General features: G+C 62.2%; 16 protein-coding genes. 6 read left to right on the top strand and 10 right to left on the bottom strand.

What is annotated here, in order from left to right; translation table 11 throughout:
- Nucleotides 1-47 precede the first annotated feature (47 nt).
- Nucleotides 48-1,943: a biosynthetic arginine decarboxylase gene (gene speA / locus IPQ13_14765; protein MBL0212154.1), complete on the top strand. Its 1,896-nt coding sequence runs from the start codon at nucleotides 48-50 to the stop codon at nucleotides 1,941-1,943.
- A 175-nt stretch (nucleotides 1,944-2,118) separates the two neighbouring features.
- On the opposite strand, the gene IPQ13_14760 is transcribed toward speA, so the two are convergent.
- From IPQ13_14760 to IPQ13_14740, 5 genes are all read right to left on the bottom strand, one after another.
- Nucleotides 2,119-3,018 (bottom strand): hypothetical protein, encoded by a 900-nt coding sequence (locus IPQ13_14760; GenBank protein MBL0212153.1) that lies wholly within the window; start codon nucleotides 3,016-3,018, stop codon nucleotides 2,119-2,121.
- Nucleotides 3,019-3,041: 23 nt separating this feature from the next.
- A complete protein-coding gene (locus IPQ13_14755; protein ID MBL0212152.1) occupies nucleotides 3,042-3,698 on the bottom strand; it encodes an ATP-binding protein in 657 nt (218 codons plus the stop codon).
- 365 nt (nucleotides 3,699-4,063) lie between these two features.
- Nucleotides 4,064-4,702, bottom strand: coding sequence for a hypothetical protein (locus IPQ13_14750; protein MBL0212151.1), 639 nt, complete (start codon nucleotides 4,700-4,702; stop codon nucleotides 4,064-4,066).
- Between the two features lie 65 nt (nucleotides 4,703-4,767).
- Nucleotides 4,768-5,904, bottom strand: coding sequence for a hypothetical protein (locus IPQ13_14745; GenBank protein ID MBL0212150.1), 1,137 nt, complete (start codon nucleotides 5,902-5,904; stop codon nucleotides 4,768-4,770).
- A 60-nt stretch (nucleotides 5,905-5,964) separates the two neighbouring features.
- Entirely contained in the window at nucleotides 5,965-6,480 is a 516-nt protein-coding gene (locus IPQ13_14740) for a DinB family protein (protein ID MBL0212149.1), read from the bottom strand.
- A gap of 215 nt (nucleotides 6,481-6,695) precedes the next feature.
- On the opposite strand from IPQ13_14740, the gene IPQ13_14735 reads away from it, so the two are divergent.
- Nucleotides 6,696-9,512, top strand: a complete 2,817-nt coding sequence (locus tag IPQ13_14735; GenBank protein ID MBL0212148.1) for a serine/threonine protein kinase — start codon at nucleotides 6,696-6,698, stop codon at nucleotides 9,510-9,512.
- A 49-nt stretch (nucleotides 9,513-9,561) separates the two neighbouring features.
- Here the strand turns inward: IPQ13_14735 and IPQ13_14730 are convergent, their stop codons facing one another.
- Nucleotides 9,562-11,031 carry a PLP-dependent aminotransferase family protein gene (locus IPQ13_14730; GenBank protein MBL0212147.1) on the bottom strand — a complete coding sequence of 490 codons (1,470 nt, stop codon included), beginning with the start codon at nucleotides 11,029-11,031 and terminating at the stop codon, nucleotides 9,562-9,564.
- Nucleotides 11,032-11,146: 115 nt separating this feature from the next.
- Here IPQ13_14730 and IPQ13_14725 point away from each other — a divergent pair, with 115 nt between their 5' ends.
- Complete coding sequence (locus IPQ13_14725) at nucleotides 11,147-13,375, top strand: hypothetical protein (protein ID MBL0212146.1); 2,229 nt, start codon at nucleotides 11,147-11,149, stop codon at nucleotides 13,373-13,375.
- A 29-nt stretch (nucleotides 13,376-13,404) separates the two neighbouring features.
- Complete coding sequence (locus tag IPQ13_14720) at nucleotides 13,405-15,321, top strand: hypothetical protein (GenBank protein MBL0212145.1); 1,917 nt, start codon at nucleotides 13,405-13,407, stop codon at nucleotides 15,319-15,321.
- Nucleotides 15,322-15,734: 413 nt separating this feature from the next.
- Here the strand turns inward: IPQ13_14720 and IPQ13_14715 are convergent, their stop codons facing one another.
- The 4 genes from IPQ13_14715 to IPQ13_14700 form a co-directional block, all read right to left on the bottom strand.
- The gene (locus tag IPQ13_14715; GenBank protein ID MBL0212144.1) at nucleotides 15,735-16,223 is read right to left on the bottom strand and encodes a DinB family protein; all 489 of its coding nucleotides are present in this window, start codon (nucleotides 16,221-16,223) and stop codon (nucleotides 15,735-15,737) included.
- 23 nt (nucleotides 16,224-16,246) lie between these two features.
- Nucleotides 16,247-17,551 carry a phosphoribosylamine--glycine ligase gene (gene purD / locus IPQ13_14710; GenBank protein MBL0212143.1) on the bottom strand — a complete coding sequence of 435 codons (1,305 nt, stop codon included), beginning with the start codon at nucleotides 17,549-17,551 and terminating at the stop codon, nucleotides 16,247-16,249.
- Nucleotides 17,552-17,589: 38 nt separating this feature from the next.
- Nucleotides 17,590-20,391 carry a DNA polymerase I gene (polA, locus tag IPQ13_14705; GenBank protein MBL0212142.1) on the bottom strand — a complete coding sequence of 934 codons (2,802 nt, stop codon included), beginning with the start codon at nucleotides 20,389-20,391 and terminating at the stop codon, nucleotides 17,590-17,592.
- Nucleotides 20,392-20,541: 150 nt separating this feature from the next.
- Complete coding sequence (locus IPQ13_14700) at nucleotides 20,542-20,982, bottom strand: ATP-binding protein (GenBank protein ID MBL0212141.1); 441 nt, start codon at nucleotides 20,980-20,982, stop codon at nucleotides 20,542-20,544.
- Between the two features lie 113 nt (nucleotides 20,983-21,095).
- Between IPQ13_14700 and IPQ13_14695 the strand changes: the two genes are divergently transcribed.
- Entirely contained in the window at nucleotides 21,096-21,743 is a 648-nt protein-coding gene (locus IPQ13_14695) for a Crp/Fnr family transcriptional regulator (GenBank protein MBL0212140.1), read from the top strand.
- Nucleotides 21,744-21,820: 77 nt separating this feature from the next.
- Nucleotides 21,821-23,566 carry a 4-hydroxy-3-methylbut-2-enyl diphosphate reductase gene (ispH, locus tag IPQ13_14690; GenBank protein MBL0212139.1) on the top strand — a complete coding sequence of 582 codons (1,746 nt, stop codon included), beginning with the start codon at nucleotides 21,821-21,823 and terminating at the stop codon, nucleotides 23,564-23,566.
- The last annotated feature ends 80 nt before the right edge of the window (nucleotides 23,567-23,646 follow it).

The following is a 23,646-nucleotide window of genomic DNA, read 5'->3' as shown; positions in this document are numbered from 1 at the left end:
TTCCCCTATAAAGGGCTTTAGGCCGTTTTCCACGGGAGGCCCTATCGATGCCCATGAAGCACTGGACGATCCAGGATGCCGCGACTTTGTACGGCGTGAAGGAATGGGGCAACGATTACTTTGCGATCAACAGCAAAGGGCACCTGGAAGTGGCGCCCACCCAGGATGAGAACCTGGTGGCGGATGTCTATGAGATCGTCCAGCACCTGCGGCGCAAGGGCGTCCGCACGCCCCTGACCCTGCGTTTCCCCCAGATCCTGGCGGACCGCGTCATCGAACTGCACGAGGCATTCCGCAAGGCCATCAAGGAGTTCGCCTACGACGGCTCCTACCAGGGCGTGTACCCGGTGAAGACCAACCAGATGAAGGAAGTGGTCGAGGAGATCGTCCGGGCCGGCGCCAAGTACCACTACGGCCTGGAGGCCGGTTCCAAGCCCGAGCTGATGATCGCGCTTTCCATGGAGCTGCATCCCGACGCCATGGTGCTCTGCAACGGCTACAAGGACGAGAGCTTCATCCGCATGGCCCTGCTGGCCCAGAAGGCCGGCCGGAAATGCCTCATCACCGTGGAGAAGATGACCGAGCTGCCGCTCATCCTGAAAGTCGCCAAGGAGCTGAAGGTCATGCCCCTGCTGGGGCTGCGGGCCAAGCTCAACTCCATGGGCAAGGGCAAGTGGGAATCCAGCGCCGGGGACCACGCGAAATTCGGCCTGACCACCCGCGAGATCCTCGAAGCCGTCGAGACCCTGGACCGGCGCGGCATGATGGAAAGCGTCCAGGAATTGCATTTCCACATTGGCTCGCAGATCACGGACATCCGCAGCGTGAAAGCCGCCATGAAGGAGGCCACCCGCATCTACGCCAAGCTCAGGAAATTGGGCGTTCCCATCCAGTACCTCAATGTGGGCGGCGGCCTCGGCGTGGACTACGACGGCTCCAAAACCACGTTCAGCTCTTCCATGAACTACTCCATCGAGGAGTACGCCGCGGACGTGGTCTACACCACCAAGGACATCTGCGCCCAGGAACAGGTGCCCATGCCGGATCTCCTGAGCGAGTCCGGGCGCGCCATCGTGGCCTACCACCAGATCGTGGTCGTGGACATCATCGGCCTGATCGACACCACCCACACCAAGTACAAGGTCGAACTCACGGGCAAGGAACCCCAGATCCTGAAGGAGCTGGCCTACACCCGCGACAACATCTCCATCAAGAATTTCAGCGAGATGTACCACGACGCCATCACCCAGAAGGACGAGCTGCTCACGCTCTTCAACCTGGGCTACCTGGGCCTGGAGGACCGCGCCAAGGGGGAGATCCTGTTCTGGGAAGTCTGCCGGAAACTCTCGCGCATCCTGGGCCACAAGAGCCTGAAATACATCCCCGAGGAATTCCAGGATCTCAACAAGAGCCTGGCGGACAAGCTCATCGCCAACTTCAGCATCTTCCAGTCCATGCCCGACCACTGGGCCATCGACCAGCTCTTCCCCGCCATGCCCATCCACCGCCTGAAGGAGCAACCGACCCTGTCCGCCACGCTGTGCGACATCACCTGCGATAGCGACGGCAAGATGGAACGGTTCATCGATCTGAAGGATGTGCGCGACGAAATCCCGCTGCACGAGCCCAAGACCGGCGAGCCCTACTACGTGGCGTTCTTCCTGACCGGCGCCTACCAGGACATCCTCGGGATGCGGCACAACCTCTTCGGCGCCCCCAACGAGGCCCACGTCATCGTGGACGAAGACGACGATTTCAAGATTCAGCACATCGTCCAGGCCGACACCATCGACCACATGCTGCGCAGCGTCCACTACGATCCCGCCCAGCTCGTGCAGGCCCCCACCAGCCGCCGCAAGACCAGCGCGCAAAAGGATGCCGCCGAAGCCCTGAAGTCGTTGCTCACAGAGCAGCGGAGGCTGCACACATATTTAGAGATGTGAGGGCGCAGGGACTTCGGAGCCGCAGGCGTCGAACACTGAATTCCTGGCATCACCCACACGATGCGGTTGAAACTTTTATGGCACCGTTGTGGAGGTGCATAGCCAACCGTGCCAGCAAAAAGGGGCCTGAAAAAACCTTATACCCGAGGAATTCCACCTTACGAGTTCTGGGGGACTATGTGTGCTGTCGTTCAAGATAAATTAGACTTGCCTTACGGAGCGCATCGTCAGAGCCGGGCCCCCAAAATTTGACCATTTCAAAGTCTTTACGGGCGCGTTCTCCAGCGTATTGACTTAAGTCAAGCATGTAAGCATCGTATAATCTACTGGTTCGGTCTCGAACGGTCACACGAAATTTTGCTCTATGAAGAAATTTGAGGTCTACGAGTTCGTTGATAGTTTCAACGTGGGGCGACGTCATGTCTTTCTCAATTAAGATGCAATTTGCTTTTGTTTTCGTTATACAAAATTCGAGAATATTGTTGAAATTTGAGATAAGGCGATCACGGTCCTCAGTTCCTGTGTCTCGCTTGAAGTCTTCTTCTTTATATGTGCCTTGTTGACCGGCTGCGACGTTCACATCTTCGCTACCGATTTTAAATCCCCTGGCAATTTTCCCGCTGATCAGGCGTTCGCGTGCTACTTGTACTGAGCGATTGAATATGGTCAAAAAGTCTCGTGCTACGCCGCCGCTAGCGAGAATCAGCCGGTCTCGTGCCCCATCAGCCAGTATCGTCGAAAGCACAACATTTGCCTCTGATGCGAATTGACTGAGGAGCTTCATCAGGAATGCCTTGGTGACATCGTACTTTTCCAAAGTGACATCTAGGTCGATCTCATCCGCATCATCGCCCAATTTCATTCCTATTGGCGGATGTCCGAGGACATACCATCGCGACCGGTGACGTATTGTGCCAATTTTCAGCCAAAGGTTGGATCCCTTCGCTATCCTGTGAAAATAATCAACGACGCTTGCCTGGTCGCTCAGGCGAAGATGATAGAGATCGTCGAGCAACAAAAACGAAGGGCCATTCGCTAGCCTAGACAATCGTGTAAACAACTCTTGGTAGCGCATGATGTTTCGGCGTGCTTGACTTCTCACGTATACGTTTGAGTTTCTGAACTAGTCTTTTCGGTCATCCCAGCCGTCACCTCTGCTCCGATACCGGTTCCAGGCACCTTTGCAGACAAACTCGCCTTGTTCTCGTTTCCGCTTTCGCCCTTGCTGCTATCTCTAATTTTCGACTCGTCCGCACACATGAGTAGAGTGTTTAGCTCGAGAATCATCTTGTCGAAGTCAGCAGAAAGCGCGTGCGTTGCCTCACGATTAAAGCCAGGCTTTGTAGGCACTGTTCCAAACAATCGATTCCAGAAAGTTGTCTTCGTCGAGGAATTGGTCGCTGCTGTGTCGAGCCAATTTTTAACTTCGAGGAAACTCTTAATCAGGATACTTAACAGCACATCAGGATAGCTGTGCTGCTTAAAGGTTTCGAGATCGACCATAGCAATGGGGGTGCGATCAACCGTCAAATCAGCCGCAATTTTCTGAAGTAGGCTCGACTTACCTGATCCGCGCCGCCCGAAGATTATGTTATGGCGTTTGCTCTTTGATTTGGCGAGAACTCCTGGTGTCGGTTCAACAAAATGTCGTACACCTTCGCTACTAGCGCGAACTGACTCATCAACAAGCTGAACCAGCTTTTGAACTTGACTCGAGTCCAGGACCTGGACTTTTAAGACCGATTGTTTTGCCAAAACTCGACTCCTCGAAAGGTAGTTGTATTTGAACTTTGCTAAATAATTGACTTTAGAGTGTAACGGAAGTTCAATCTATTCATTCAGATGGAGCGGGTGGCTGGAGATTGGGCCAGACGTCGGAATCTTGGTCGGTACGAAGGGCCGTAACAGTCAGATGAGACTATATGAGCAGTTGACATGCGGGATTCCTGCCCTTTACTACACCTATCACTCACCTGGGTCAAGAAGAAGACAAAGCTTACCCGCACCCTCTGGAAGGCCATATAAAAGTTTCAAAGCACCCAAATAGGCCCAGATGATACTTATGGCGTCGTTATGGGGGTGATTAGGAAATTCAAACGGCTGATATCGATGTGTGAGGGCTACTTCTGCGGCGGGGGATAACTGACCTTCCACGTCCATGTCTTTGTGAAGGGGTTGTAATCCATGAAGCCCTGCAAGGCCGCCGGCTTCGCGGTCTCTGCCGCCCCGGGCTTCGCTGGCGCCGCGGCGGTCACCGGGGGCCGCTTCAGCTCGACCGAGCCCAACAGCGCCTGGATCGCTGGCGTGAACTGCTGGTTGCTGGTGACCGCGACGATGCTCGTGGCCCGGGTGTAGCCGCTGATCGTGGTCAGGATCGCGATCGAGGTGCCACCGTCGAACTGGAAGGTGGCGACGCCGGATTTCACCTTCCAGCCGTTCTCCTCGGCGGTGTCGGTCACCTTTGGGGGCTCGGTGGCATGGTACTGCTTGACGACGAGTTCCCGCCATTCACTGTCGAAGTCGGAATTGATGTCCCCTTTGCTGGTGGTGCTACGGATGAGGAAGATCTGGCAGTAGGAGCGGGTCTCCGGGTCCGTCATCGTGTAGCTGAGGACATTCTTGACCGACTCGTCCTTCCTCCAGGTGGTCTGCTTCCAGGCCGAGGGCGGCGTGTAGTGGATAAGGTCGTAGACCTCTTTCTGCGCCCAAAGATCCACGGGAGACAGAACGAGCAACGCCAGAAGCAGGAACCGCTTCATCGTTCCGGCGCCGTGCGAGGTCCGGGGCCCGGAGACCTGGGCGTGAGGTGAAGCGGAGCCAGGCTTCACAGCGACCTCAAAATCTCTGCGCGCTTGGCCCGGTACTCATCCTCGCTGAGCAAGCCCTTCTTCCACAGGCGTTCCAGATCCTCCAGCCGCTCCTCCAGGCTTCGGGCCGGACCAGCGGAAGTCGATGAAGGACGAGCGGCAGGGGTGAGGTCGGCGCTTTGCTGATAGCGATCGTAGGCCGCGCGTATGTCCATGGCGCGCTGGGCGTCCTTCAGGGCGTCCTTGAAGATGCTGGCGTCCGGCAGGATCTCCAGGGCGCGGCGGAATTTGGGAAGGGCCGCTGCAGGATTCCCCTGGGCAAAAGCCACGATGCCGAGGTTGTAGACGGCCCGGGCCCGCAGCTTGGCTTCGCCTGCGGCGTCGGCTTCGGCCTCGGCCGCGCCGGACTCTGCTAGCTTCTGCGCGCCCTGAAGATCCTCCGCCTTCATGAGCCCGGCCGCCTGGTCCATGAGGTAGGCCTTGTCGTCGAAGAAAATCTGCTTCGTGCCCTCCGTCCAGGGCAGCAGCAGCCTCAGCACCCGGTCGCGGGCCACGTCGAAGACCTGCCGGCGCAGTTCGCGTTCATCGGGCGGAGCCGGGCGCCCCTTGTCCGAGCTGAGGCTGGCGGAGGGGCGTTCGCGGATCTGCGCCACGCCCAGCACCTTTCCCGTGGCCCCGTCCACCACCCGGAGCGTCGCGTCGTACTCCAGCGTGGAGGTGTGCGTGCGCGTGGTGGAAGTGATCTTGCCGTCCTTGTCTTTGGTGTCCTTGGAACTTTCCTGGTGTTTGATGTCAGCGCGGTCCACCTGGATGGCGATCAGCGCCACGGGTCCCAGCGCGCGTCCCAACTGGGCCGCCAGGGCCGGATCCACCATGCCACGGGCGGCCATCTCCTGGGCCCGTTCCAGCAGATCCACATCGCCCTTGGCCACCACATCCAGTTCGCGCTGATGCAGCAGGTCCGCCGCAAGGGCGCCCGCCAGTTCCATGGAAGGCGGAGTCCGCGAGGGCGCCAGGGCCACCCTCGAAATCTTCAGGCCTAATTCTGGCGGATGCAAAATGCCGACATCCACCGAGGGATTGGCGAGCCTCGCCCAGAACTGGGCGGAGAGCGGCAGGGCCGCGGCCAGGAGCAGGACGATGAGGGGGCGCATGGAAGCCAGGATATCCCTCGCGAGGCCGATGAGAAGGGCCGAATTCCTGGACCCGCCGGATCAGGCCCATCGGGCCGGAGGGCGTCCCTTCCAAAGCCAGATGATGTAGTCCACATCCGAGTTCTTTCCACCTTTGTCCTTTAGCCGGGTCATGCACTGGCCGCGATGGTGCTGGGTGTGCATCACGGCCTGCAGGACCGCCTCGCCGAGGCTGATGACGCAGGGTGGATCCGGAAACCAGGGGATGCTGACGCTTTGCCCGAGCGCGGCATCATTCCAGGTCGCCAAAGTCGCAGCCAGTTTTTCATGATTGGCATGGGTGAGGGCCTTCAGCTCGTCGTAGCTTTTCAACGGCTGATCCAGCCAAGGGGGCTTCACTTCGCCGGACCGGATCTTGTCCCAGGGCAGGTCATGTTCCCCCCGGATGATCTCGGTGAAAAAGGCCGCCGTGCCGAGCACGTGGGACCAGCGTTCGCGCAATTCCTCGTCATCGCTAGGCCCCTTGGACCAGGCGTGGAAGAACTGGCCATCCGCCCAGGCCATGTGGTTCAGGAGATCGCGCAGATGGTCGAGCATGGGGTCCTCGCATGGGTTTTGGGAAATGGGGGGAAGCTCAAACATGGGAAGCAGGCGGGTGGGAAGCTGGCCGCATCGAGGAATCGAGGACCGGAACTGTTTCAACCCCTTTGCCCTCTGTTCAAGTTCATCAAGTATGTCCGCCGTTTCAGGCTTCGCGGCCGCAGCACCAGATATATGAATTCCAACCCGACACGTGCAAGATCAGAAGATAAATGAACGAGCAATCCGATCAACCCCTGCACCAGAAGGAACTGGAACGCCGGATCCTTGCCTTGGCCTTGGCCGAAGGGATGCTTCCGACACACCCTGATCCCAGTCAAACCGATGCGCCTACCCCCGGAGCACCCTGGGGTGGCGCGCTTCAGGGGATGCTCGACAAGGGATTGCTCCGCACCGAGGACCTGGACCGCCTGCTCTGGCGGGCGGTCCAGCAGGACCCCGAAGGGCTCCCGGCCTGCCCGGAATCCTGGACCATGGCTCCGGGTCCCCTGCCGGAACTGGATCCTCTGCCAGGCACGATCGGTCCCTACCGCGATCTGGCTCTGATCGGCACCGGCGGCCATGGGCGGGTCTTCCGGGCCTTCGACGACCGCCTCCAACGCTGGGTGGCGCTCAAGCTGCTCAAGGCCGGCGATGCGGAGTTGCATCTGGAGGAGGCCCGCGCCCAGGCCCGGGTGGAGCATCCGAACATCTGCAAGGTGTATGAAGTCGGAGAGAATCTGGGCCGTCCCTTCATCGCGCTGCAATTGGTGGCGGGACGCACCCTGGCGGACTTTCCCATGGTCCAGGACACCGCGGTTGAGACCATCCGGGACGTGGCGGAAGCCCTCCACGCCGCCCATCGGACGGGGCTGGTCCATCTGGATGTCAAACCTTCGAATATCCTTCTTGAGGTTCAAGACCAGGGTCAGGTGCATCCCCTGGTGACGGATTTCGGCCTGGTGGCGCTCCGCGAGCGGGGAGGGCGGATGCCGTCTGGCACGGCGCCCTTTGCCGCGCCGGAACAACTGGATCCATCCTGTCCTCCCCTGGACCGCCGGGCGGATGTGTATGGCCTAGGCGCGACTCTTTATACCCTGCTGGCCCGCGCCCTGCCCTACGCGGAGAGGGAGCCCGGCAAGCTTCTGGAAGCCATCCGCCTGCGGCCGGTAACACCCCTGGAAACCAGATTGCCTTCCATCCCAAAAGACCTCTCCCGCATCGTGGCCAAGGCCATGTCCACGGCCCCCCAGGACCGCTATGCCACCGCGCTGGCTTTGGCCGAGGACCTCCAACGCTATCTGGATGGTGAAGCCGTGCAGGCCGCGCCCTCCACCCTTCTGGAGCGATCGATCCGTTGGCGCCAGCGCAATCCTCTCGCCGCCCGCGTCGCTTTGGCCGCCAGCCTGGTGACGGCTCTGGGCCTCGCCTTCGGCGGCTTCACCCTTTGGCGCTCCTCCCGCCAGGCCTTGGCCGCATCCCAACTAGGGGCCGAAGCCAAGGCCATGGAAACCTCTTTGAAGATGGAGCACCTCCTTCCCGTTCATGATCTGCACCCTGCCTATGCACGGATCCGGAACCAGATGGCCAGCCTCCAGTCCACCATCCATGAACCCGCCGGAGCCTACGCAGTCGGCGTTGCCCATTGGCTCCTCTCGGAACCTGCCAAAGCCAAGCCGCTGCTTCAGCGTGCCTGGGATGGCGGATTCCGCAGTCCTGACGCAGCCTTGATCTATGGGGACACCCTTGGGCAGCTCTGGCATGAGGCCAGGAAACGCGCGGACGTCATCCAAGATCCGGAACGAAAGAAAAAGGCCTTGGCCCAGGCCCGTCAGGAATTGCTGGAGCCCGCCAAGGCGGTTCTCGCCTCCCAGCCCGCGCAAAACCCCTATGCCCAGGCCATGCTGCAGGGCCAGACGGCCTACCTGGACGGCCGCTGGCAGGATGCGGCGGCGGCCGCGCACCGCGCGGAGGCGGATCGGAACGGGGACCCCGCCGCGCTGAAACTCCTGGGCGAAGCCTGGTTCGAAATCCAATGGGACGAGGATGGCAAGGGCAATGCGAAGCCAAGCCTGGAGGCATCAAGAGAGGCCCAGGCAGCCTTTCGCCGGGCCTTGGAATCCGCCCGCAGCGATCCCCGGCTTTGGAAGGGCCTGGGGTGGGCCAGAGCCTCCAGCCTCATGACTCGCTTTGCCGCTGGGGAAACCCTTGGGGCCGCCGACTTTGAGGCTGTCACCGAGACGGCCCGGCAGATGGATGCCCTCCAGGGCCCCACCTCGGAGTCCTTCATGCTCCAAGGAACGGCATCCTACGTGGCATCCGTGGTGAATGAACGGAAAGGGGATTCCGCCGCCGATGAACGGCGGACCCTCGACTTGATGCGCGAGGCCGTCCGCCTGGATCCGAAGGGTCTCCGACCGAGAAAGAACCTGGTCTTCGCCTGCTATCCGGTGGTCATGGGTCTGGTGCGCCGCCAGCAATGGGAGGAAGCGAAACACCTCGCGGAGGAAGGGCTCCAGATCTCCCGGGAGCTTCAGGAACAGAACCCCGATCTCCCCGAACTGGCCGTGAACGGTGTGTATATTGTCTCGGCCCTGGCCGAAATCGGCCTCGTCCGAGATAAGCAGGTCGAACCCTGGGCCGGCATCGGGATCGAATGGCTAGAGCGGGCGAGGAGTCTTGGCGGGGAAACCGTCTACGCAGCCCAGCTCAGGGCGGCCCTCCTGCACAAGCGCGCGCAGCAGCTGGAGGCCACCGGACAGCCGACGGAGGCCGCATTCCAGGCGGTCTGGGACAACTGGAAGGAGAGCATGGCCCGCTTCCCGCAGTTCTCGGTCCTGCTTGCCTCGATGGCCATGGACACGGTGGAACAGTGGGCGAAATCGCGCGTGCGCCGCGGTGAGGATCCCACCTGGGTCCTGAACCTGCAGGAAGAGTTGGCAGGCACCGTGTTGGCGAAAACCCCGGACGACAACCTCGTGAAGAAGCAGTTGGCCGATGCGCGGGCCATGAAGGGGCAGTGGTCCCGCCGGAAGCAAAGAAGCGGCTGATCGAACCACGCCCACGCGTGGCGGCATCGAACTCCCGGAAGGGCCGGATTCAAATCCGCATGGAGGCCTGGCCCATCCGGATGGCGGCATTCCGGAGTTCCTCCGGTTCGAAGGCGGTAAAAGCGATCCGCGTGGCGGCTTTCGGACGGCCCTCGTGATCGAAGGTTGATCCCTGGCGAAGTTTCAGGCCCAGGTCCCGGCACATCCTGATCCAGGCATCAAAGCTCGCGGGATCCGCCAGGCGGCCCTTCCCCTCCACCCAGAGCCCCATGCCCATCTCCGAAGGGAAGCTGGAAAGACAATCTCCGCAGTGCGCTCCCAGGGCTTCCAAGAGGGCGTCCCGCCTTTCCAGGCCGACCTTCCGGAGCTTCCTCAAATGCCGGTTGAAATCCCCGTCGAGGAAGAGTTCGGACAAGGCCCATTCCAGCACGCGGTCCCCCTGCCAATCCATGCGCTGGCGGATCTTCGCGAGGCGGTCCACCAGGAGCCCCGGGGCGGTGAGGTAGGCCGAGTGGAGTCCGGGGGCGAGCACCCTGGAGAGGCTGCCGATGTACACCACCTGGCCGGAGGAATCCTCTGCGGCGAGGGGACGCGGGGGAAGCCCAGATCCGAAGTGATGGTCGTATTCCGGGTCCAATTCGATGAGCGCGACGCGATGCGCCTGTGCCAATTCCAGAAGCTTCGCCCGGCGAGGTTGGGCAAGCGCGACCCCCGTGGGGAGCTGGCACTGCGGGGAAAGCACCAGGAATTTCAGGGGCACCCGTTCAAGCAGGGCCAGGAGGGAGTCGATCCTCGCGCCCCCCTCGTCCACGGGCAGGGCGTGAAGACGCAAGCCTGGCGTTCCTTTCAGGAGACCTCGCACCAATGGATCCCCGGGATCCTCCATCGCCGCGTCCGCCCCCTCGGAACCCACCAGAGCCTGGGCCACCAAATTCAGGGCCATGCCCGTTCCGCGCGTGATGAGGATCCGCTTGGGGTCCACCGACAGGCCGCGCTGTTCTCCAAGATGCGCGGCCAGGGATTGGCGGAGCCGCAATTGCCCTTTGTATTCCTCCCCTCCCAGCAACTCGGCGCCCTTGCGGCGCACAGCCCGGGGGTAGGCCTTGGCCATGGCCTCGGTGGGAGCCATTCGGACGTCCGCCCGCGGTTCAGAGAGATCCATCTCCTGGGGCAGGGGATCCGTCATGGGCAGGAAGCGGGACGGAAGGTCGAATCCTGGCGCCGTGGGCGGCCCGCCTTCGAGCAGCTTGCCTTGGGGCTGGGGCAGCTGATCATTCACGAAGACCCCCGCCCGTTCCCGGGTGTCCACCCAGCCCTGCGCCTGGAGCTCCGAGAGAGCCGCCAGCACCGTGTTCCGGTGGACGCCGAGCCGCTTGGCGAGCTCCCGGACGCTGGGAAGGGCCATGCCAGGAAGGATGCGCCCATGGCGGATGGCATCTTCCAGACTGCTGGCCACCTGGAGGTACAGGGGGGCCGGACTGTCTGGATCGAGTTGGAGATGGAGGTCCTGGGCGCGCATAGGCAGGTGGTCTGGATGGTAGGCCGGGCTGGCACAAGAGGAAAGGTGGGATCTGTACCTGTTGGCTGGCCAGGGGTTGGCCTAGATTCTAGCCAATCGTCAACAGGAGTCCTCCATGCGCCAGACGAAGCTGCTTCGCACGATCCTCGCTTCGTTGTTCGCCTTCGTAATGGCGATCCAGACAGGATGTGGTGGCGGGGGCGACGGCTCGCCGGGGGGGAATGCCGGTGGGACCCCCAGCTTCTCGCTCTCCCTGAATCCTTCAAACCTCAATCTCCAGAAGGGCGCTTCCGGCACGATGCTCGTGACCGTGACACCCCAAGGGGGCTTCAATGCCTCGGTTTCCTGGTTCCACTCCGGGCTTCCGGCTACTGTGACACCCACTATCGGGCCCGCCGCCACCGCCATGACGTACAACTTGCAATTGGCCGTGGACGCCACAGCCCAGTCCGGCAGCTACCCATTCACGCTCATAGGGAAATCTACCGGTGTGAACGATGCCATCGTGCAAGGCACGCTGGTGGTCGCCGGTCCGACGCCCTCATTCTCTCTGGATCTGCTCCCCTCTTCCCTGACGATCCCACAGGGATCCACCGGCAACACCATGGTGGCGGTAACTTCCCAAGGTGGTTTCAGCGGCGCGGTCGCCTTCAGCCTGCAAGGCGCTCCAGCAGGCGTGACCGGCAGCTTCACTCCTGCAAGTTCTGCCGTCTCTTCCACCCTTCAATTATCGGTGAGCAATAGCGTCGCACCGGGCACCTATCCGTTTTCCGTCCAAGGCACCGCGAGCGGCGTCCCTAACGCCAGCGCCGTCGGCAACCTGACCGTAACTGCCGTGGCTCAACCATCTTTCTTGCTTACGGCCACACCCTCCACGGTGACCGTGCCCAAGGGTTCTGCGGGAACTTCCACCATTGGCATCGTCCCGGCCGGCGGTTTCTCCGGAACCGTAGCTTTGAGCGCTTCGGGCCAGCCTGCGGGCGTCACCGTGGCCTTTAACCCCTCCTCGGCTACCACCAGCAGTAGCGCCACGTTCACGGTGGGCTCCTCTGTGGCCACAGGCACCTATCCCATCACGATCAACGGCACCGCGTCGGGCGCCCCCAACGCCTCCACCACCGTCAGCCTGGTGGTCACGCAGCCCTCAGGAGGCACCCAGATCACCATGATCCCTTGCCTCCAGCAGAACGATGTCATCCTCTTCGCCTTCCAGGACGGCTCAGGGCCCTGGACCGCGGTCGCGGGCAACAGTGGCGCCTATTCCTTCTCCCTGGCCTCGGGGCGGGGCGCAGTGGCCATCACTCTGCGGGGCCAGGTGAGACCGGACGAGATCTTCACCATGGTGCTCATGGGCTCCACAGCCGAGCTGGCGTTGCAGATGCAGGACCCCTGCCCCAATTTCCAGCCAGTGAGTGGAACCTACACCGCTGGAGAGGGCCACGTGGTGGCGATCGATGTGGGCATCGCCGGGACTTCGAATTTCACCGCCCCCGCAGGCGGCAACAGCCCGTGGACAGCGCCGGCCGTGATGAAGAAACCATTGGGGGACCTGTTCGCCGCGGAGTCCATTCCCGGAGGCGCCACCTTGAAATGCATCCTGCGGCGGGACATCCCGCTCTCGGGGTCAAATCCCTCGGTCGGCGGAGACCTGAATTTTGGCGGGACGGAAGCTTTCGTTCCAGGTTCGGCGGCGATCACCCTCTCGGGTCTCGCTTCCAGCGGCCATGTGATCACTGGAATCTGCCACCTCTGGAATCCCGGTCTGGATGTTGGAGTGGTGGGCACCAGCTTCTCCTTCGGCGGGGGCACCCCTCCGCCCATCGCGGTGGTTCCTGCTTCCAAGCTGAGGTCCGGGGATCTTCAAGGCATCACTGCCACGGCCATGCCACCGGACTACGCAACCAGCAATGGCACGTCCCCCATGCTTCTGAGCCAGTACTGGATGGCCACGCCTCAAGATGTGACCCTCGATTTCCAAGCTGCGGCCACTCCGCCGACGGTCCTTCTTTCTCAGTCGTCACCCCATCCCCAATTGCGCTTCACCACTAGTTTCGCGGCCCCGTATTCCACGACCTTCATCTTCAACGTGGTCCAGGTTCAAGGCAGCACCTCGTCCCGCGGGTGGCAGATCCTCATGAGTCCCGGTTGGATCGCCAGCGGTGGCAGCTTCCCAGTGGACACGCCCGACCTGACCTCTGTGGCCGGTTGGAACGCATCTTGGGATCTCTGGCCGACGGTGAATCTGCTTTGGAATACGGTCAACTCCGGATCCTCGACCGCGAATGCACGGGTGGATGGGGGTAGGCACTGGACCTGCAACTACACAGCCGAAATCATCCCGTAAACCATCAAATTCCACACCCAGGAGTAGTTATGCGCACGACCCGTCTATACCTATTTGCCGGTGTTCCAGCGTTGATCTCCGTGCTGGGCTGTAGCACCGGAAACGACACACCTGGACAGCCCGCCGTGGTGGCTCCCACCATCACCGTGCATCCATCGGCTCAATCCATCATCGCCGGACAGAACGCCAGTTTCTCGGTCACTGCGACTGGCACGACCATCAACTACCAGTGGCGTCGCAGCACCGATGGCGGTGCCAGTTTTACCGACGTCGCAGGCGCAACCAATGCCACCCTCGCCCTAACAGCGGTTCCCCTGGCGGATAATGCCCACCAATTCCGCGTGGCGGTGAGCAACAGCGCGGGCAGCGTCACCAGCAACGCCGCGCCGCTAACCGTCAATCCGGCTCCGATGATTCCGGCTTTCACCACCCAGCCCGCTAGTATCACGGTGACGGCACCCAACCCTGCAACTTTCAGCGTGGTCGCCACCGGCATCCCAAGCCCAACGCTGCAGTGGCAGGCGAGCGCCAATGGGGGTGGCAGCTTCGCCGATATCGCCGGTGCCACCGCCAACAGCTACACCACTCCCGCAACCAGCACTGGGGATAGCGGCAATCAGTACCGCGTCATTGCCACCAATGGTTCAGGCTCAGCCACCAGCACCATCGCCACCCTGGCGGTCAACCCCGCCGCGCCACCGAAGACCTGGGGCACGGCCGGACTCATCGAGACCAACAACGCGGGTAGTGCCACCAGCCCCCAAATCGCCATGGATGCCAGTGGCAATGCGTTGACGGTGTGGTCCCAATATGACGGTGCGCGCAACAACATCTGGGCCAACCGCTACACACCAGGCACCGGATGGGGCACACCAGCGCTCCTTGAATCCGACAACGCCGGCTATGCCGATGAACCCCAAATCTCCATGAATGCCGGCGGCAATGCCCTGGCGGTGTGGTCCCAGCATGACGGAACCCGCACCAACATCTGGGCCAACCGCTATTCGGCGGGCACGGGCTGGGGCACGGCGGCACTGATTGAAACCGACAACACCGGGGACGCTTCCGAGGCCAAAATCGCCATGGATCCCAACGGCAACGCCCTGGCGGTGTGGTCCCAGGATGACGGCACCCGCACCAACATCTGGGCCAACCGCTACACGGTCGGTATCGGCTGGGGCACGGCGGTGCTGATTGAAACCGACAACACCGATGATGCCTATAACGTCCAGATCGCCATGGATCCCAGCGGCAATGCCCTGGCGGTGTGGCGGCAATATGACGGCCCTCGCCGCAGCATTTGGGCTAACCGCTACACAGTCGGCACCGGCTGGGGCACGGCGGTCCTCATCGAGACCGACAATGCGGGTGATGCCTCCAGGCCCCAGATCGCCATGGATACGAACGGCAACGCGCTGGCCGTGTGGCAGCAGAACGATGGCCTGCGCGAGAATATCTGGGCCAACCGCTACGTGGCGGGCACCGGCTGGGGCACAGCGGCGCTGATTGAAACCGACAACGCTGGTGATGCCGGAAATCCCAAAATCGCCTTTGACGCCAGCGGCAACGCCCTGGCCGTGTGGTCCCAGGAGGGCGGCACACACGCCTCCAACATTTGGGCCAACCGCTACCTGGCAGGCACCGGCTGGGGTGTGGCGGTGCTGATTGAATCCGACCCTTGGGAAGCCTCTCAGCCCCAAATCGCCCTTGATCCCAACGGCAACGCGCTGGCGGTGTGGGCGCAGCATGACGGCACGCACATCAACATGTGGGCGAACCGCTACACCATCGGCAGCGGCTGGGGCACGGCAGCGCTCATCGAGACTGACAACGCGGGTCACGCTTATTACCCCCAAATCGCCCTTGATCCCGGCGGCAACGCCCTGGCGGTGTGGTACCAGCATGACGGTGCGCGCTACAACATCTGGTCCAACCGTTTCCAGTAATGCGGTGCTGCGCTACAACCAAAACGCAACAGGCGCTTGAAAATTTAGGTTCTTCACGGAATTGAGGGAAAAGCTAACCACGCGGAGGGCAGCGGAGGCGCGGAGGGTAGCGGAGAAAAGAGTCTGGCTTTCGTTCTAATCAGGTCAGGTGGGGGTTGAGGGCCGGATGCCGTTGCCGGAATCGTGGCACATAGGAAACCCAGGAAAGAGCCAAAGATGAACCCGCCCCTTTACTTCCTCCGCTTCCCTCCGCAATCTCCGCTACCCTCAGCGTGGTGTTTTTAAGACGCCACGGTGCCTGCTCTTAACGGAAGCAGTTGCTACGTGCCACTTCCCGCATATCCGTGAAGAGCCAAAATTAATAATGCAGCAGCTTTGCAACAGAATTCCAGCCGGCCTGGCGATTCCCGGGATTATTCCGTCCAGTCGGCCTTCGGTCGACCCGCCCGCTGCCACACCACCAGATCCGTCGCGGGCAAGTGGGCGCCCAGCGCGACCATGGCCCGCGCGGTCTGCCCACGGTGGTACTGGCTGTGGTACGGAAGATGGAGCAGCAGGTCCTCCAAGGGCTGGGTGAAGGTCTCGCCATGAATGTTTTGATAGGTCACGGATGCCTGGAGATCCAGTTCGGAGCGGAGGGACAGATAACCTCGAAGGGCTGCGTGGCAAGACTTGGCGAAGGTGTAGAGGTCCTCGATGCGTGGATAGTCCTCGGGTTTTGGAAAGACCAGATCCACGCCCTGCCAGCGCGCGAGCCATACCTTCTGGACGGCGTGGATGTGGAAGAGCCCCTGCCTCAATCCTTCGTGCTCCAACGCCGGCTGAAAGGCTCGGACCGCCTGCCAATGCTGGGCGTCGGCCCATTCCTGATGGACATAGAGGTCGCGGATGAGATCAAGCATGGGAACTCCCTACCTCCAGCGGCTCACCATGGATCCCGCACCGAGCGGCCTGCTTCGGCATGCTGCAGGGCCCGGAGTCCGATGTCCTTGCGGTATTGCATGCCGGGCCAGTGGATGGACTCCAGGCCTTCCTCTACCCTCGCGCGGGCCGATGCCAGGCTCCCCGCGTGGGTGCTGAGATTGATCACGCGGCCACCATTCGTCACCCACCTGCCATCCATTTTTTTGGTGCCGGCGTGGATGACCGTGAGCGAAGGGGTTCCCACCTCGATGGGAATGCCTTTCTTCGGCGCGTCGGGATAACCCTCGGCCGCCAGCACAACGGAGATCGCGCAGCCCGGATTGAGCTTCACGCGTTCCCGGTCCAGGCGCCCCTCGGCCACCTCCAGCAGCAATTGCGGCAGGTCTTCGTTGAGCAACTGCAACAGCACCTGGGTCTCGGGGTCCCCGAACCGGCAGTTGTACTCCAGCAGCTTCGGGCCCTCGGGCGTCCACATGACGCCGAGGAACAACACGCCCCTGGCCTTCAACCCCTCCTGTTGGAGCCCCCGCACCGTGGGCACCACCAGGAGGTCGCGGAGCAGCGTGATGTCCTCGGCCTTCAAGAAAGGAATTGGTCCGAAGGCACCCATGCCGCCGGTGTTCGGGCCTTTGTCCCCATCGAAAATGCGCTTGTGGTCCTGGCAGGGCGGCAGCATCACATACCGGGCGTGGCTGGCGTCCACATCCATCAGCACATGCAGGCTCATCTCCATGCCGGACAGCGGCGCTTCCAGCAGGACGGTCCGGGAGGCCTCCCCGAATTGCCCATCCAGGAAATTGCGCAGGGTTTCCAGCGCCTCTTCTTGGGTCGTGGCCAGGACCACGCCCTTCCCGGCGGCCAAGCCATCGGCCTTCAGCACGATGGGATAGCCATGGGTCCAGGTGCTGATGATGGCTTCGCCGTTGTTCAGCTCCGTGACGCTGACGCTGGCGGCGCAGGGAACGCCATAGCGATGCATGAAATCCTTCGCGAAGGATTTGCTGCCCTCCAGCCGCGCGGTTTTGGCCTCGTGCCCGAACACTGCCAGACCCGATGCCCTCAAGCCATCCGCGAGGCCGGCCACCAGCGGGCCTTCGGGACCGATGACGGAAAGGTCCGGGCGGTTTTCCGCCGCCCATCCTACGATTCCCGCCACATCCTCCGCTGCGAACGGCAGGCAGGTCCCCAAGTCCCCGATGGCATCGCTGCCCGGCGCCGCGAACAGCTCCACCGGAGTCGGCGCGGCCTTCAGTTTCAAGGCGATGGCGTGTTCCCGGCCTCCGGAGCCGACGAGCAGGATCTTCATGGGAGATTCTCCAGGTGACCCAGTATCGCCGAAGACCTTCACTTGCACTCGAGCCAGCTCTGGCCGGTCCTTACCTCTGCGGCCAGCTTGACGCCCAAGGGCGCAAGATCGTCGGCCCCTTCCATGGCTTCCCGCAATAACTCAGAGGCCCTTTCGACTTCCTCTGGGGGGGCTTCCACCAGCAGTTCATCATGGACCTGCAGCAGCAGCCGTGCGCGCAGGTTTCCTGCCTTGAGCCGATGGTGCAGGCGCACCATGGCCCGGCGCATGATATCCGCGGCGGTGCCCTGCACCACCGTGTTCACCGCTTCCCGCAGCCCTTGGGCCTTCAGGCCTGGGTTGGCGCTTTCGAGTTCAGGAATGCGGCGGATGCGGCCCCAATGGGTGCGCACCAATCCGTCCTTCAACGCCTTCTCCTTGGTGCCTTCGATCCAGGTGGCGACCTTGGGCATGCGTTCGAAATAGCGTTCGATGAAGGCCTTCGCCTCCTTGGTGGTGATCCCCAGGGAGGCGGCCAGGGCAAAGGCTCCCTGGCCATAGAGCAGGCCAAAATTCACCGCCTTGGCCTTGGCCCGGTCATCGCCCGTGACCTGGTCCAGCGGCACGCCCATCACCTCGGAGGCTGTGCGGCGGTGGATGTCCTCCCCGGCCTCAAAGGCGCCCAGCAGCACGGGATCCTGGGCCAGGGCCGCGACCACCCGCAATTCGATCTGCGAGTAATCCGCGTCCAGCAGCACCCAGCCTTTTTCGGGCACGAAAGCGCCCCGGATGCGGCGGCCTTCCTCGGTGCGGATGGGAATGTTCTGCAGATTGGGATCGCTGGAAGCCAGGCGCCCGGAGGCCACCACAGCCGCATGGAGCTTGGTGTGGACCCGCCCTGTGACGGGATTGACCATCAGCGGCAGCGCTTCGACGTAGGTGCCCAGGAGCTTTACCATCTGCCGGTGTTTCAGCAGCTGGCGTGCGATCTCGCCATCGCCGCGGAGGGCCAGCTCGCTGAGCACATCCTCATCGGTGCTGGGGGCCTTGGTCTTGGCGGTGCGTTGCAGGACCGGCAGGCCCAACTTGTCGTAGAGGATCTTGGCAAGCTGCGAGGGGCTGTTGAGGTTGAAGGCCTCGCCCGCCAGCTCCGTCACGCGCACGGCGGCCGCGTCGCGCTGGGCGTTCATGTCCTTGGCCAGGGCGGACAGCACCGCCAGGTCCACGCGGATTCCCCGAAGCTCAAGAAAGGCGAGGACCTCCACCAGCGGCAGATCCACCTCCTGGTACAGCCGCCGGAGCTGGCCATCCTGCATGGCGGCATCGAGCTTGTTCACCAACTTCAGCGCCAGGTCCGCGTCCTCGGCCGCGTACTGCACCGCCTGGTCGAAATCGGCTTCATCAAAGCGTTTTTGCGCCTTGCCTTTGCCGACAACGGCCTCGAACGGGATGGGTTTGGTGTCCAGCCAGCGTGAACTCAAGTCGTCCAGGTTGTGGCGCAGGGAGGATTCCAGCAGGTAGCTCTGCACCATGCTGTCCCCCGCCAGCCCTTGCACTTCGAAACCATGGCGCGCCAGGACCTGCAGATCGTACTTGAGGTTCTGCCCCACTTTGGCGATGGCTGGGTCCGATAAAACCGGCCCCAATTTGCCGCGGACCTTGCGGAAGTTCAGATTGCGCGGGTCGAGATGCGACGCGAGGGAATCAAAGTAGTCCGCCGCGTCTCCCCGCAGATCCAGTTCGGAATCCGATAGGCCCGAATCCGGCAGCAGGCCCGGCAGGGAACCTTCGGTGTCCTGGGTGGGCGGCTTCAGATGGCCCAGCGGGACGTAGAGGGCTTCGTCGGGCTTCCACGCGAGGCTGATGCCGACAATGTGGCCGCGGGTGGCGTCGATGCTGGTGGTTTCCGTATCCAGTCCACAGCGTTTCACGCGGCGGATTTCCTGGATCGCGGCATCGAGCTCGGCCATTGACGCGGTGTGGCGGTACTTGCGGGCGGGGCCGCCTTCCCCTCCGCCAACGGAGGTGAATTCCTTGGTGAGCATCTGGAAACCCAGCCGTTTGAAGGCTTCCCGGGCCTGGGCCTGATCCACCCCTTTATAGGCCAGGTCATGCACCGTCACCGGCAGCTTGAGGTCCGTCACCACGGTGACCAGGCGGCGGGACAGCTCCAGCCACGCCATGGATTCCTCGATGCCAGCGCGCTGCCTGGGCTTCAATTCATCCTTGTGGGCCAGCACCCCATCCAGAGAGCCGTACATCTCGAGCAAGGTCTGCGCGCCTTTCTCGCCGATGCCCGGCACGCCCTTCACGTTGTCCGAGGAATCGCCCATGAGGGTCAGCATGTCCACCACCTGCTCCGGGAAAACGCCGAAGCGCTCCTTCACGCCGGCGCGGTCGATCCATACCTCCCCGTCGCGGTTGTTGAGCACCTGGATCCTGCCTTCGTCATCAACGAGCTGCAACAGGTCCTTGTCGGGGCTGACGATGACCGAAGGCAGCCCTTCCTTCGCCGCTTCCCTGGCCAGGGTGCCCATCACGTCGTCCGCCTCGAAGCCATGCAACTGCACAATGGGGATGTTGAGGGCCTCGATGAGCTCGCGGATGAGCTGGATCTGGGGTTTCAGATCCTCGGGCATCTCGGCCCGGTTGGCCTTGTAGTCCGGGTAGATCTGGTGCCGGAAGGTGGGCTCCGGCGTGTCGAACACCGCCGCCAGATGGGTGGGCTGGTGCTGGTTCACCATGGCCAGCAGCATCCGCGCCATGGTGTGCGCCGCGCCATTCTTCATGCGCATGTTGGCGTAATAGGCCCGAAAGATGAGCGCGAAAGTGTCGATCAGATATAGGCGGTCCTCAGCCATGCATCACCACTACGATCCGCGGCGAGGTCTCGCGTATCCGCGCAGCGGATACCGAGAGGATGAGCGCGAAGGTATCGATCAGGTAAAGGCGGTCTTCAGTCATCTACCTAGTTTGGCAGTTCAGATGACCAGTTGAACCATGGATGTGGATCAGGCGCTGGCTTCTTCGTGCCCTTTGCGGTACTTCACGAGCACCAGAGTGCTGCCATCCGCACGATGCTCCAGTTCCACCTTGTCCATGACGGCCCGCATGAAATAGACGCCGCGGCCGCTGGGCTTCAGGAGATTCTCCGGCAGGTTCGGATTGGGGATGGTGCTCAGATCGATTCCAGCGCCCAGATCATCGATGCGGATCTCGAGTTTTTCAGAGGTGGGCGTGAAGGTCACCTTCACGGGTTTCTGCTTGTCCAGCTTGTTGCCGTGCCGCATGGCATTGGCGATGCCTTCCTGGATGGCGAGCCAGAGCCGCTCACCATCTTCCTGGGAGAAGTTCATGTGCTTCAACAGTTCGCTTCCCACAACCTGGATCAGGTCGATGAAGCGCAGATCGGTATTGCAGGTCAGCGTGACTGGCAGAAGCGGTGCGGCCATCGTCAAATATCCTTGCTGTGTATGGGAATCGCGATTGCTAACGGTACTTGGAAGTCCGGGTGGAGAGCCAGAACTTTCATTCTCATTTCCCGGCTTCGCCCTACCATCGGGAGATGAAAGCCGCCGCCTACCAGGGACTCTGGTCCAAGACCGGATTGTTCCTCTCCATGAATTCAAGCCAGCTAGCGGTCGTGGGCGAGCTGATGCAGCTTCGCAGGCTGGAATCCGGCCAACTGCTGTTCACCGAGGGGGAGGCCTGCACGGGATTCTTCGTGGTGCTGGAAGGCCAGATCCGCCTGTTCCGGACCGGACAAAGAGCCGGCGGCGAAACCACCCTCAGCGTGGTGCGGTCCGGATTCAGTTTCGCGGAGGCCGCCATGTTTTCCGGCGGCATCTTCCCCGCCACCGCCGAAGCGCTGGAAGCCACCCTGCTGGCCTATTTCCCGAAAGACCCCTTTCTCGCGCTCCTGCGGGAGGACCCGGACCTCAGCCTCAAGGTCATGGAAGGGCTGGCCGCCTGGCATCACCGCCTGACTTTCCAGGTGCAGCAACTCAGCGGCCAGGATGCGGCCGGGCGGCTCAGGCGCTGGATCGAGGATGCCGCCAAACATGCGCCGGACGGCGCATTCCACCTGAAGGTGCCCAAAAAGATCCTGGCGGCCCAGTTGGGCATGGCTCCCGAAACCCTGTCCAGACTGCTGAAGCAGCTCCGTGGACAGGGGGTCATCGAGGTTGCCGGGGACCGGATCCGGCTCCTCTGAATGCACGCAACTGAGCGGGACTCGCCTTTTGAGGCTATTCTGGATTGTCCGACCGGATTAGTCAGGAAAGGCAACCGATGAAGGTGATCGTCGCTAAAACCGCTGGGTTCTGTTGGGGGGTCAAGCGCGCCATGGACGCGGTCCTGGAGGCCTCGAACAGCGGTCAGAAGAATGTGCAGACCCTCGGCCCGATCATCCACAACCCCCAGGCCCTGGAACTCATCGGCAAGCGAGGTGTGGCGGTCGCGGAATCGCCGGACCAGGTGGACCGGGGCACCGTGGTGATCCGCGCCCACGGCATTCCGATCCAGGATCTGCGGGGCCTCAAGGACCGCCAGAAAGCCGGCGAGATCAAGATCGTCAACGCCACCTGCCCCGAGGTCGCCAAAGTCCACAACAAGATCAAGAAGTGGAGCCCCAAGGGCTATTTCACGGTGATCCTCGGCAGCCACGGCCACGCGGAAAGCATCGCCCACCGCAGCTTCGCCGAGCACGGCTCCAAGATCGTCGCCAATCTCGGACAGGCGATGGAGCTGAGCCCCGAGGAGCTGAAAAAAGTCCTGGTGGTGGCCCAGACCACCTTCACCGTGAAGGACTACCTCGAAATCACCGAATACATCCGCGAACGCTCCGGGGACTGCATCCTGGAAAACACCATCTGCGAGGACACCTGGATGCGCCAGGACGAGGCCAAGACCCTCGCCCAGGCAGTGGATTACGTCATCGTCGTGGGCGGCAAAGCTTCGAGCAACACAAAGCACCTGGCCGAGCTCGCGGCGCATTATGGCAAGCCTGTCCAATACGTTGAAACCGCTTCGGAGTTGGATCTGACGCAGTTCAAAGGCAACGAAACCGTGGGGGTCCTCGCAGGCGCCTCCACGCCCACCTGGCTGGTGGACGAAGTCGTGGACACCCTGGAACAGCTCGGCGACGCGCCGAGCCGGTTCACCCGCTTCATGTTCGTGGCCTTCGGCACTCCGCTGATGATGGCCATCGGCGCGGCGCTCATGACCCTGGGCGTCCATGTCTGGATGGGCCTGGGCTTGAGCTGGCGCTATCCGATCATCACCGGCACCTACCTGCTCGCCATGTATCTGCTCACGCCGTTCCTGGATCCCATGGGCCTCGGCACCAAGGGACCAGGCCGCGCTCGGTTCCTAGAACGCAACCGCAGGACCCTGATCGCCACGGCGCTGGCGTCGCTGCTGGTGGCGCTCGCCACCGCCGCCTCCATCGGCATCCGCCCGCTGCTGGTGGTGTTCGGCGCGAGCCTGCTGGGCCTTATGTACAAGGTCGAGCTCCCCTTCGGCGGCAAGCGTTGGAGCCTGCGCTCCATCCCGGGGTCCAAGGACGTGCTGGTGGCCATGGCCCTGGGCGTGGTCGCCATCGCCCTTCCCGTGTGGCAAAAAGGCCACTCCTTCTGGCCCTGGACCTGGGACGCGAAGGCTCTGGTGGCGCTGGGCCTCGTGACGGTGCTCGTCTATGCGCGCACGGTGATCTACGACATCCGCGACATGCAAAACGACCAGGTGCTCGGCAGGGGAGACCCTGCCCATCCTGCTGGGCAAGCCCAGGGCCAAGATGGTGCTCATCCTTCTGCTGGCCATCGGCCTGAGTGGATCCCTCTGGTTCACCTTCGCCAACCACAGCCACGTGCATCCCCTGGCCATCGCGGTGATCCTCGGCGCGTGCGCCGCCTATCCGCTGCTCTATCTCTGGTACTACCACGAGCGCTTCTCCACCGGAAAACCCCGTTTCGAGATGCGCGTGGAGCTGAGCTTCTACCTTCTGGGGCTGCTGGCCCTGATCTAGGCCGTTTGTGAAAGCTGAAACGCATGACTGAAGCCCGGCCTGCCCCAAGTGAAACCACAACCTCCAAGCCGTTTCACCAGAATTCAAGATC

The sequence above is a fragment of the Holophagaceae bacterium genome, assembly GCA_016720465.1.
Classification (GTDB): domain Bacteria; phylum Acidobacteriota; class Holophagae; order Holophagales; family Holophagaceae; genus JANXPB01.
Note: the sequence above shows the minus strand (reverse complement) of the source record. Positions and strands in the feature narration are given on the sequence as shown.

Excerpts from the sequence above, each read along its gene's own strand:
- IPQ13_14740 (MBL0212149.1), bottom strand. The coding sequence starts at position 6,480 with ATGCTCGACCATCTGCGCGATCTCCTGAACCACATGGCCTGGGCGGAT.
- IPQ13_14695 (MBL0212140.1), top strand. The coding sequence starts at position 21,096 with ATGAAAGCCGCCGCCTACCAGGGACTCTGGTCCAAGACCGGATTGTTC.
- IPQ13_14745 (MBL0212150.1), bottom strand. The coding sequence starts at position 5,904 with ATGCGCCCCCTCATCGTCCTGCTCCTGGCCGCGGCCCTGCCGCTCTCC.
- IPQ13_14725 (MBL0212146.1), top strand. The coding sequence starts at position 11,147 with ATGCGCCAGACGAAGCTGCTTCGCACGATCCTCGCTTCGTTGTTCGCC.
- IPQ13_14730 (MBL0212147.1), bottom strand. The coding sequence starts at position 11,031 with ATGCGCGCCCAGGACCTCCATCTCCAACTCGATCCAGACAGTCCGGCC.
- IPQ13_14760 (MBL0212153.1), bottom strand. The coding sequence starts at position 3,018 with ATGCGCTACCAAGAGTTGTTTACACGATTGTCTAGGCTAGCGAATGGC.
- IPQ13_14720 (MBL0212145.1), top strand. The coding sequence starts at position 13,405 with ATGCGCACGACCCGTCTATACCTATTTGCCGGTGTTCCAGCGTTGATC.
- IPQ13_14700 (MBL0212141.1), bottom strand. The coding sequence starts at position 20,982 with ATGGCCGCACCGCTTCTGCCAGTCACGCTGACCTGCAATACCGATCTG.
- speA (MBL0212154.1), top strand. The coding sequence starts at position 48 with ATGCCCATGAAGCACTGGACGATCCAGGATGCCGCGACTTTGTACGGC.
- ispH (MBL0212139.1), top strand. The coding sequence starts at position 21,821 with ATGAAGGTGATCGTCGCTAAAACCGCTGGGTTCTGTTGGGGGGTCAAG.
- IPQ13_14735 (MBL0212148.1), top strand. The coding sequence starts at position 6,696 with ATGAACGAGCAATCCGATCAACCCCTGCACCAGAAGGAACTGGAACGC.
- polA (MBL0212142.1), bottom strand. The coding sequence starts at position 20,391 with ATGGCTGAGGACCGCCTATATCTGATCGACACTTTCGCGCTCATCTTT.
- purD (MBL0212143.1), bottom strand. The coding sequence starts at position 17,551 with ATGAAGATCCTGCTCGTCGGCTCCGGAGGCCGGGAACACGCCATCGCC.
- IPQ13_14715 (MBL0212144.1), bottom strand. The coding sequence starts at position 16,223 with ATGCTTGATCTCATCCGCGACCTCTATGTCCATCAGGAATGGGCCGAC.
- IPQ13_14750 (MBL0212151.1), bottom strand. The coding sequence starts at position 4,702 with ATGAAGCGGTTCCTGCTTCTGGCGTTGCTCGTTCTGTCTCCCGTGGAT.